Source organism: Paracoccus yeei ATCC BAA-599, from assembly GCF_000622145.1.
GTDB classification, from domain to species: domain Bacteria; phylum Pseudomonadota; class Alphaproteobacteria; order Rhodobacterales; family Rhodobacteraceae; genus Paracoccus; species Paracoccus yeei.
On sequence record NZ_JHWH01000002.1, the window covers coordinates 174692 to 185209 of the forward strand.

Genomic DNA, 10518 nt, shown 5'->3' on the forward strand with positions numbered 1-10518 from the left:
GGCTCAGGTCTCGTCCCGGCGCCGAAGCGCCTGGGCCACGGCGCGGCGCAGGTCGCCTTCGGTATAGGGTTTCGCCAGCAGGACGGCGCGCGCGGGGCTGCCGGGCGGGATGCTCATTTCCCCGGTGGCATAGACCAGGGCGATGCCGGGGTGCCGCTCCAGGACAAGGGCCGCCAGCGCGTCGCCCTGCATGTCGGGCAGGCCGAGGTCGGTCAGCAGCAGGTCAAGCGGCTGCCCCTCGGCCAGGGCCAGGGCCTTGCCGGCGCTGCCCGCCTGCATGACGGCATGGCCCATTTCCTCAAGCATCATGGCGGTGTCGGCGCAGATCAGCACATTGTCCTCGACCAGCAGGATGCGCAGGGGGCGTTCGGACGAAGACGGCGCAGGGGCTGGCGTGACAAGGGACAGGGGCGCAGGGGCCTCGTCCCGCCGGTCGGCCTGGGCCTGACGGGCATTGGCCAGGACCTGGCGCAAGCGCCGGGCCAGCGCCTCGCGCGTGTAGGGCTTCGACAGAAGCTCGACCCCCAGGTCCAGCCGTCCTCCATGCACGATCGAGTTTTCGGTATAGCCCGAGGTGAACAGGACCGCGATGCCGGGCATCCGTTCCTGCGCCCGGCGCGCCATTTCCCGGCTGGTGACGGGACCAGGCATCACCACGTCGGTGAACAGCACGTCGATGGCCATGCCGCTTTCGATGACGTTCAGCCCCGCCTGCGGGTCACGGGCGGTCAGGACACGATATCCCAGGTCGGTCAGCAGATCGACGACGGTGTGACGCACGTCGTCGTCATCCTCGACCACCAGCACGGTTTCGGTGCCGCCCTCGACCGGGCCCGAGGTGACGGCGATTTCGCGGTCCTCGCTTGCCATCGAGCGCGGCAGATAGACCCGCACCGTCGTCCCCTGCCCGGGTTCGCTGTAGATGGCGACATGGCCACCCGACTGCTTGATGAACCCATAGACCATCGACAGGCCCAGCCCCGTGCCCTTGCCCTCGGGCTTGGTCGAGAAGAACGGGTCGAAGGCCTTTTCCAGCACCTCGGGCGCCATGCCGCTGCCGGTGTCGGTCACGGCCAGCATGACATACTGCCCGGCCGAGACCTCGGCATGGCAATCGGCATAGGCCTGATCCAGATGGGCGTTGGCGACCTCGATGGTCAGCCGGCCATGGCCCTCCATCGCGTCACGCGCGTTGATCGCAAGGTTCAGCAGCACGTTCTCCACCTGCCCCGGATCGACGCTGGTGTTCCACAGCCCGCCCGAGGTGACGACCTCGACCTCGACCCCCTCGCCCAGTGAACGGCGCAGCAGATCGTCCATGCCGCCCACCAGCCGGCCCAGATGGATCACCCTGGGCTCGAGCGGTTGGCGGCGGCCAAAGGCCAGAAGCTGGCTGGCGAGCTTCGAGCCGCGCGCGACGCCCGCCAGCGCATTGGCGACGCGCTGCTCGGATCGCGGATTGCCCACCACGTCGCGCGCCAGAAGTTGCAGGTTCCCCGCCACCACCTGAAGCAGGTTGTTGAAGTCATGCGCGATTCCGCCGGTCAACTGGCCGATCGCCTCCATCTTCTGGGCCTGGCGCAGGGCGCTTTCGGCCTTGCGGCGCTCGGCGACCTCGGCTTCGACGCGGGCCTCGAGGCCTTCGTTCAGCTGGCGAAGCTGCTCCTCAGCCCGCTCGCGGTGGCGAACCTGCCGCTCCAGGTCGCGGGCGCGCTCGACCAACTGGCCCTCGGCGACGCGCTGTTCGGTGATGTCGGTGTGCACCCCCACCCATTCGCGCAGCCGGCCATCGGCATCGCGGATCGGAACGGCGCGGATCGCGAAGTTGCGCCAGGTGCCGTCGTGACGCCGCACCCGATGTTCCCAGGTATAGGTCGTTTGCGCGGCAACGGCCTGCGCCCAGCTTTCCAGCGTGGCCGCGCGGTCCTCGGGATGGACCGCCTCGGCCCAGCCGTGACCCTGATATTCCTCGGCGCCCTGCCCGGTCAGAGAGGCCCAGCCCTGCTGTTCGCCCTGCATCCGCCCGTCCGGGCCGGTGGTCCACAGCACGCCATGGATCGCCTCGACCGCGGCGGCAAAGCGGGCGTTGCTGTCGCGCAGGTCGTTTTCGGTGCGGGTGCGGTCCTCGATGTCCAGCATCATCACGTAAAGGCCCAGGACCGCGCCTTCGGCATCGCGGCGCGGGATATAGCGCACCTCGAAGGTGCGCCGGCTGCCGTCGGGCAGCGTCAACGGCGCATCCGATATCACCGTCTCGCCGGCCAGTGCCCGGCGCAGGTCGGGCTCTCGGCGGGCCAGGTATTCGACGCTGGCAATCTCGGACACATGCCGGCCCACGACCTTGTCGGGGTGCTTGCCGAACAGGTCCAGATAGCGGCTGTTCGCCATCTGATAGACCAGGTTCCTGTCCAGAAAGCCGACCAGGATGGGCAGCGAGTCGGTCAGCGTCCTCAGCTCGGCCCGGCTTTCGGCAAGCGCGGTGCGCGCCCGGACCGCGCCGGTGATGTCGAGCACGGTGCACAGCACCCCTTCGACCTGCTGGCCGTCGTCGCCGTAGATCGGCGTATAGAACAGGTCGAAGACGACTTCCTCGGGATGCCCGCGGCGGTTCAGCGTCAGGGATTGTTCGCGAAAGGCCTGCACCTCACCCTGGAAGCCCTGCTTCAGGATGCGGCTGTTCCAGTCCCAGATCTCGGGCCAGATATCGGCGCAGCGACCGCCCAGGGCACGCGGATGATAGCTGCCCGCGATCTCGATATAGCCGTCGTTGTACAGCAGGATCGCTTCGGGGCCCCACATCAGCACCTGCGGGATGGGCGAGTTCACGATGGAATTGACCTTGATCCGCAGGGTCTGCGGCCAGTCCGTCATCGCGCCCAGGGGGGTCGTCGCCCAGTCGATGTCCCGGATCATCTGGCCCGCCTGGCCGCCTCGGATGGGCCAAGCCGCCGGCCTGTCTGCTGTGATCACCCTGTCCCCCAAAGATCGGTCGTCCGGGTCCGGCCGGCACCGGACGACATCGTGCGCCCAATAACCCTGCCCGGCCGGATTCGTTCCTGCCCTGCGGGATATTTAGCAGCCGCCGCGGTGCCGGCAATACCGTCCCGCAGCGCCATCGCGGCGGCGTTTCTTTGACCGGCGCAGCGTGTCCTAGCCGTTGTAGCGCGCAAACCCCCGGGCCGAGCCCGCCGTGAACAGCCCGCCCAGCAGCAGCGGACGCAGCACGCGGCTCGAGGCCAGCGTCTCGGCCAGTTGCGGGCCGCGATCCTCGCCCCAGCGCAGCGTCAGGATTGCCCCGTCGACCAGCCCGGCGGCGATTTCCACCTCGGAGGCTTCGGCCAGCGCGGGCAGGACCAGGATGATGTGGTCCACCTTGTCGCGCAGCGCCGCGATCAGATCGGCCAAAGCCTGGTACTGCGCCATCACCAGCAGGTCGGCGGCCGTGCCTTCGGGCATGGCGACGACGGCCGGGCGGCCGGGCTTGGCCTGGGCCGCGATCCGGCCGGCGATGGTGGCGACGTCGGGCATCGCGTTCAGCGCCGGCAGCACCACCTGCCCCGGCTGACCCGCCAGCAGCCGCGCATGTTCCGGCGCGACCGAGATCAGCACCACGCGCGCGTCATGGCCGGCAAGCTCGGCCGCAAGCCAGCCGGCGGTCTGGGCCCGCCCCTCGCCCCGGCGCGAGGCGACGATGCCCGTGACCAGCGCGCCGCTTTCGGGCCGGCGCTGCTGCAATTCGGCGACCAGCCCCCGCAGCACGCGCCGCACCGCGTCGCTGGGCTGGGGCACCAGCAAGGTGCTGGGCTTGACGGCCTGCGCCGCCCGGACGCCGGGCAGCAGGCCCAGATAGCGCAGCCCCAGCCCTTCGCGCAGGTCCGAGCCGCGCAGCAGGCGATCGTCCATGATCTCGCGCAGGAAGGCGATGGCCGAACCCAGGACCAGCCCGCCGAAGATCGCCAGGATCATCGTGCGGGTGGCCTTGGGCGAGGCCACCTCGTCCGGGGGCACGGCCTGGGCGATCACCCGGGCGGGCGAGCGCTGGAACGTCTCGCGCTGCGCCGAGGTGATCAACTCGGCCAACATCGACTGGTAAAGCCCGCGCTTGGCCTGGGCCTCGCGCTCCAGCTCGTCCAGCTGGATGGATTTCTGCGCGTCGCTGTTGGCCCGGGCGCGCAGTTCCTCGATCTGCATCTCGGTCGCGGCGATCTGGCGGCGGATGGTTTCCTGCTGGGTGCCCAGCCGGTCCACCATCTGCGCCGCCTCCTGCATCATCACGTCGCGCAGCCGCGCCTGGTCCGTGCGGTTGCGCGCCACCATGTCGCTGCCCGCGCCCCAGCGGGTCACAAGGTCATGTTCCTCGGACACGAGGCCCGCATAGCGGGTCTGGAAATCGCGCAGCGCGGGGCTGGCGACATCGCCGCCCAGCGTGCCGTCCAGCAGCGCCCCCACCGAATCCGACGCGACGATGCCCTTGATCTTGTCCTGCCGGGTCTGCGCCTCGATCAGGTCCTGGCGCAGGGCGATCAGGCGGTCGTTGGTGTTCGACAGTTCGACCTCGGACGGCAAGGCACCGCTGGCCATCGGAAACAGGTCGTGCTGCTGGCGATAGTCGGCGACGGCGGCATCGGCGGTCTTGACTTCCTGCCCCAGCACCTGCACGCGCTGGTCCAGCCAGTCGTGAATGCGCCGCGTGTCCGACAGCGAGGCGTCCGAGGCCGCCTTGAAATACTGCTCGATCAGCGCGTTCACCGCATTGGTGGCAAAGATCGGGTCCTCGGAGGTATAGGCCACGTCGATGACATAGGTGCCGCCGTCGCGGGTGATCTCGAACCCTTCCATCATCTCGCGGCGGATCGCCTCTTCGCGGCTGACGCGGCTGGCGGTCTCATCCAGGGCGGTGGCGTCGGGGGTGGTGCCCAGCAGGCCCTGCAGGGCATTCAGCACCTGGCGCGGCAGGCTGGGGCCGCCGTCCTCGGGCGGCTGATCGAACAGGCCCAGCGCCTTGGCCACGCGCCAGGTCACATCGCGCGAGCCCAGCACCTTGATTTCGCTGTCCACGACCAGCGCGTCCGACAGCAGCAGCGTCGGCGCCTCGGGCCCGTTGACCGAGTTCGAGATGCGCGGGTCCACGACCAGCGCGGCCCGCGCAGTATATTGCGGCGTCGCGGTCAGCACATAGGCCAGCGCCAGCAGCGCCATGCCCAGCGTGACGGCCGCGATCAGCTTCCACTGGCGGCGCAGCCCGCTGGTCAGGGTGCGCAGGGTCGTGGCCAGGTCCACATTGGGCACGGCGCCATCGCGTTGCGGCTCGGGCAGGCGGCGCCATTGGCGATCGTTCTGGATCATGCGGCTTTCCCTTTCGGTTCGCGCTGCATCAGCGTGGGGGCGATGCGCCGGGCATGGGCATAAAGTTCGATGTCGGGCGCGCTGAGGGCGGCCAGCCGGTCGCGCTGCTCGGTCGTCATGGCGAAAGGCTTGTCCTGTCCGGCGCTGTTGTAATGCGGGATCCAGGGCCGGACCCCGAACAGCGCGGCGAAGTCGCGCGAAAACCCGTCCAGATCCTCAAGGAACCCGATCAGCGAGAAGCGCTCCATGTTGCGCAGGGCACGCTCCATCGCCTCGGGCTCGTCCTGCGGGGCGACGGTCGCCATGCCACTGAAATAGCGCAGCTTGTGCAGCGCCTGCCGCCTGCCGTGGTCGCTGGAGAGATAGTCGTCGAAGCTGCCCGCGAAGGTCCCCGTCCGGCGGTCCATGCGGTAATTCGAGACGGTCCGCGCCACCGGATCGCGCAGGATGGTGACATAGCGGTAGCGGTCGCCGAAATGCTGCCAGGCGCGTTCGGAAAACAGGAAGTGGCCGTGGATCAGCGTCGCGCGATGCGCCATGTGCATCAGCAGCAGCGTTTCGCGGAATGCGGCGATGTCATCGGCGCGCGTGCCTTCGTCGTGAAAGGACAGGTCGTCCTGGCCGCTGTGCTGGATCGCCAGCGCCGAGCGGATCGAGGGACTGTCCAGAATCCCGATCTTGCGATGCAGGGGCACGGTCGCGTAAAGCGCCTCACTGACCGAAGTGCCGCCGCATTTGGGCACGTGCATGAAGACGCAGGGCTGGCGCAGGCCCGCCACCGTGCGCAACGACCGGCCAAGATACAGCCGCGAACGCTGGCGGAAACGGGCAAGGGGGGGAAGCTCTCTCATCGGGACTCGTTCACATCAAGGGACTCGTGGCGCACGGGCGCCGGCACAACAAAGGGTGGCAGGTGGGACCGGATGCTGACGCCCAGCATGACCAGCCACATCAGCATGAATTCGTGCTGACGGTACAGATAGGGTTCAAGCAGGCCCACGTTCATCGGGACCAGGACCAGGATCAGGCAGCCGACCGACAGCGCCGAACCCGAGGCGCGATAATGCCGCAGCGCCCGCGACAGCACCGTGCCCAGCAGCGCGAACATCGCGCCCAGGCCCATCAGGCCGGTGCCCACCGACACGTCGGCGATGAAGTTGTGAAACGACGGCGCTGTCGCCCCGGCCTGGATCACCGCGAAATGCAGGCTGTCATAGCGGTCCATCGCCCAGAAGGCGCCAAAGCCCAGCCCCGTCAGCGGTGCCTGGGACGCCAGCCCATAGGCGATGGACCAAAGCTCGGTCCGGCCGGTCAGGGTGGCGTCCTTGCCGGTGGCGCGCAGGACCTCGGCCACGGGGTCGATGCCGGCCATCGCCAGGGCCAGCGGCCCCAGGCTCAGCGCCAGCACCAGCGCCGCGATGGCGCCATGGCGCAGAAGCGGCGACAGGCGCCTGCGGTTGAGCAGAAGCGTCAGCCCGCCGTAAAGCGGCAGCAGCAGCACCGCGGTCATCGACTTGGACAGCACCACCGCCAGCACGCACAGCACCAGCGTCAGCGGCGCCAGCCAGCGCGCGGCCCGCGGCGCCTGTCCCTGCCCCATCAGCATCAGCGTCAGCGAGATCTGCGCCGCGAACTGGGAATAATGGCCCAGCATGTTCTTGCTGGTATAGATCCCCAAGAGGCCGCCCACGTCGCTGTAGACCGGCTGGAACACGCCCGTCGCCCAGTTCCCCAGCGAGGCCAGGGCCGCCAGCGACAGCAGCGCCCAGATCGTGACCACAAGCTGCCGGGGCACGAAGCGCCAGCCCAGGAACATGGCGATCAGCACCGTCATCGTCATCTGCACCCCGGACACGGCCGAGGTGACGGGGCTGCCCGACCAGATCACCGACAGCAGGCAGACGCCGGGATACAGCATCAGCGTCCAGTTGCGGGCGGCTTGGCGGTAAAAGGCCCGCCAGACCGTGGCCGCGCGCAGCACGAACAGGCCATAGACCATCAGCCAGACTTCGCTGGCCAGTCCCCAGCGGTTCGGCATGTCGGACATGACCATCAGCGTCAGGCCCAACAGCGCGCTGTCGTACCCGCGCCAGAACAGGCGCTGGCCCAGCCCCGGCATCCGGGCAAGGGGGCGGGCGCCGGCCAGCGCGCCGGCGGTCAGATCGACCATCGCGCGAACTCCTGCCCGGTCATCTGCCGCAGGCGCTGGGCGTCCTCGGCCAGATCGTCGCGCATGCGTTGCAGCAGCGACTCGGGAAAGGCGGGGGCCACGCGGGCGGGGCCGCGCGCCAGCAGGCGGCGCAGACGGCCGCGCAGGGCGGGGCCCGCCACTGCCGTCAGCAGCGGCCGCAGCCGGCTTTGCGTCAGGCGCAGCAGCGGCTTGGGCACGCGCGACAGCTCGTCGTTGCCGTTCTGGCGCGCGGGCGGCGGCACGACCATGGGTTCGGCCCCGACATGGGCCAGGATGCGGTCCACCTGCCCCTGCGGATCGGCCAGCAGGGCGTCGAAGTCGACGACCAGCAACTGCCCCGGATCGAACAGGCGCAGGTAGTTGTCGATCTGGCGGGCATAGCGGCTGGCGTCGAGGATCCGCGGATATTCGGGGCCGCGGGCCATCTGCTCGGGCGTGTCGGACAATTCCCCCATGTTCCAGGAATGGGCGTATTGCGACACTGCGCGCGCAACCGGATCGCGCAGCACATAGACCAGCCGCACCCCGGGGCAATGCTCGAAGATCCGCTCGGGCACGCCCGGGAAATCCATCGCCTTGGCATAGTTCGGGGAAATCTCGCCCCGGATCGGCCGGGCAGGGTCGAACTGCGCGCCGTACCAGCCCGTTCCGCGCGGCAGGTTCTTTTCGGCGACGAAGAAATCCGTTTCCTTCATCCGCGCCATCGAGATCTGGGGATGCCCCGACAACAGGTCGTGCAGCATGGTCGTGCCGGCGCGCATGGCGCCGATCACGACGAAGTCGACCAGCGGCCGACGCCCGTCGGCGCCCCGGGGCCGCTCGCGCTCCGAGAGTGTTTCAGCCTGCATATGCCTGCCTTTCGCTGTTCCGACGGCGGACCGGCTTACATGACGTGCTGAACCAGGAAAAAGGCTTCCCAATAGCGCGGGGCATATTCACTGTCGGCCGGGCGGGGAAAGTTGATGTCCCAGCGGCGGGCGCGCACGTCCACATGTTCGCGCTTCATGTAGTATTTGTTGGACTGCGACTGGTGCATGCCGATGGCGCCGACCTTGGTTTCGTAGTCCTGGGTGATGTCCACGAACCAGTTCGGGCGGAAGGTGATGTCGTGGTCGATCCCCTCGGCCAGCAGCAGCATGGGACGCCAGGTGGCGCGGCGCACGGCGATCTGCACCGCCGCCTCGACCGAGACGTGGTCCTGGTGGCTGGTGCGGCTTTCGCCGGTGAAATGGGTCAGGACGATGTCGGGGCGCCAGGTCTGCAGCAACCCTTCGACCCAATGGATCAGATCGCCCGTGACCTGAACATGCCCGTCCGAGAAATCGCCATAGACCAGTTCGGCCCCGATGCTTTCGGCGGCGCGGCGCGCCTCGGTCAGCCTGTCCCACGAGGTGACGTCGGCTCCGTTCTCGCCCCGGGTGGCGATCACCATGACGATGCGCCAGCCTTCCCGCCGCAACTTGGACAGCAGTCCAAAGCAGGAAATCTCTGCATCGTCGGGATGTGCGAAAACTGTCAATGCGGTCCGCGGCACGTCACGCACCGGTCGCTCGGCAAAGAGGCCGTCCATACTCATAAATACACCAATGGGCAAAGTTACGCCTACACTGAGGCATCCTAGTAATCCATGCAGGACTGTCGATAGGCGACCGGATAAATAAATTGTAAACTGTCTCAAAGGTCAGGCGACACATGCCTGATAGTTGCGCAGCGCTCAAGGTGAATGCACCGAAATCGGCAGAAATCCGCTTATCACCAAAAGGACAAATACGCACCTTATGGTTGATTCAACGTCGCTGTTTTCTGCTGAGAATCAGAAAGTTTTATTTGGTTTATTTGACAAAAATCATTTGACCGACAGAACACGCTTGGCGTGTGCGCGAGCTACTCGCTTGGCAGTTGCTGCACGTCAAGTCTTTAAAGCCCTGCTCCGGACCAGCCGGCAAATTTCCGCCCGTCACCGGCTATTGCGTTGACAGTCTATTCTGCGTGGCGTTTTTAGATGAGGAAGTGTGTTGTTTTACGGGCGAATAGGAAAGTTTTCCTGCGCCCCCTGTATGGTCTGTAATCATGTTCTATGACCGCGTTAAGATTTCCGCCAACCCACGGAAATCCCTTAGCCCCACGGCAGATCTGCACCTGACTGGCGGCACCACGTCCTTTCGCAGACAGGGATTCTATGCCTCTCGGGGGAAACGCGTCCTGGACGTGACGGGCGCTATCGTCCTGCTGATCGTTTTCCTGCCGCTTATTCTGGCAGTCGCCCTGACGGTCGGCAGCCAGGGCAAGGGCATGTTCTTTGGCCACGCGCGCGTCGGCCAGAATGGCCGGGCGTTCCGCTGCCTCAAGTTCCGCACCATGGTTCCCGACGCCGAACAGCGCCTGCGCGACCTGCTGGAACGGGATGCGGTGGCGCGGCTGCAATGGCAGACCAGCCACAAGCTGGACAATGATCCGCGCATCACCCGGCTTGGCCACTTTCTGCGCCGTACCAGCCTGGACGAACTGCCCCAGCTTTGGAACGTGATCCGCGGCGACATGAGCCTGGTCGGCCCGCGCCCCGTGACCGCCGCCGAACTGGTCGAGCGCTATCGCGATTCGGCCGTCGCCTATATGGCGGTGCGTCCCGGCCTGACCGGGCCCTGGCAGGTCAGCGGACGCAACAACATCTCGTATGAGGAACGCGTTCGGATCGACCGCAGCTATGCCATTTCCCATTCGCTGGGACTGGACATGACCATCCTGGCGCGGACGGTTCTGGTGGTGCTGGGCGCTAACGGGAAGTAAGCTTGCCCCGGGCCTGCCGGCGTTCCCTGGCGTCGCGCCAGCCGTTCAGCAGCAGCATCGCCGTCAGCGCCACCAGATTGGCCGACAGGATCGCCGTCACAAGCGCCGCCAGCCAGCCCGCCCCGAAGTAGAGCGCGACGAACAGGCCCAGCGCCGTGCCCGCGATCAAACCTATGAGAAGAGCGCCTATCATG

At 67.4% G+C, this 10518-nt stretch carries 8 protein-coding genes; 1 reads left to right on the forward strand and 7 read right to left on the reverse strand.

Annotated elements, in window-relative coordinates:
* Positions 1 to 3: 3 nt before the first annotated feature.
* The 6 genes from BU28_RS0103050 to BU28_RS0103075 form a co-directional block, all read right to left on the reverse strand.
* Positions 4 to 2913 carry a PAS domain-containing protein gene (locus BU28_RS0103050; RefSeq protein WP_088239143.1) on the reverse strand — a complete coding sequence of 970 codons (2910 nt, stop codon included), beginning with the start codon at positions 2911 to 2913 and terminating at the stop codon, positions 4 to 6.
* A 237-nt stretch (positions 2914 to 3150) separates the two neighbouring features.
* Positions 3151 to 5346 (reverse strand): GumC family protein, encoded by a 2196-nt coding sequence (locus tag BU28_RS0103055; RefSeq protein WP_028718139.1) that lies wholly within the window; start codon positions 5344 to 5346, stop codon positions 3151 to 3153.
* A complete protein-coding gene (locus tag BU28_RS0103060) occupies positions 5343 to 6197 on the reverse strand; it encodes a sulfotransferase family 2 domain-containing protein (protein ID WP_028718140.1) in 855 nt (284 codons plus the stop codon). The genes BU28_RS0103055 and BU28_RS0103060 overlap by 4 nt, the downstream gene beginning before the upstream one ends.
* Entirely contained in the window at positions 6194 to 7516 is a 1323-nt protein-coding gene (locus BU28_RS0103065) for an O-antigen ligase family protein (RefSeq protein WP_028718141.1), read from the reverse strand. The genes BU28_RS0103060 and BU28_RS0103065 overlap by 4 nt, the downstream gene beginning before the upstream one ends.
* Positions 7504 to 8385, reverse strand: coding sequence for a sulfotransferase family protein (locus tag BU28_RS0103070; protein WP_051577691.1), 882 nt, complete (start codon positions 8383 to 8385; stop codon positions 7504 to 7506). Before BU28_RS0103070 ends, BU28_RS0103065 begins: the two co-directional genes overlap by 13 nt.
* Positions 8386 to 8420: 35 nt before the next feature.
* Entirely contained in the window at positions 8421 to 9056 is a 636-nt protein-coding gene (locus BU28_RS0103075; RefSeq protein ID WP_157767346.1) for a PIG-L deacetylase family protein, read from the reverse strand.
* Positions 9057 to 9676: 620 nt separating this feature from the next.
* Here BU28_RS0103075 and BU28_RS21895 point away from each other — a divergent pair.
* Positions 9677 to 10324: a sugar transferase gene (locus BU28_RS21895; RefSeq protein ID WP_415839834.1), complete on the forward strand. Its 648-nt coding sequence runs from the start codon at positions 9677 to 9679 to the stop codon at positions 10322 to 10324.
* On the opposite strand, the gene BU28_RS0103085 is transcribed toward BU28_RS21895, so the two are convergent.
* Complete coding sequence (locus tag BU28_RS0103085) at positions 10311 to 10517, reverse strand: hypothetical protein (RefSeq protein WP_143809681.1); 207 nt, start codon at positions 10515 to 10517, stop codon at positions 10311 to 10313. The genes BU28_RS21895 and BU28_RS0103085 overlap by 14 nt on opposite strands.
* Position 10518 lies beyond the last annotated feature (1 nt).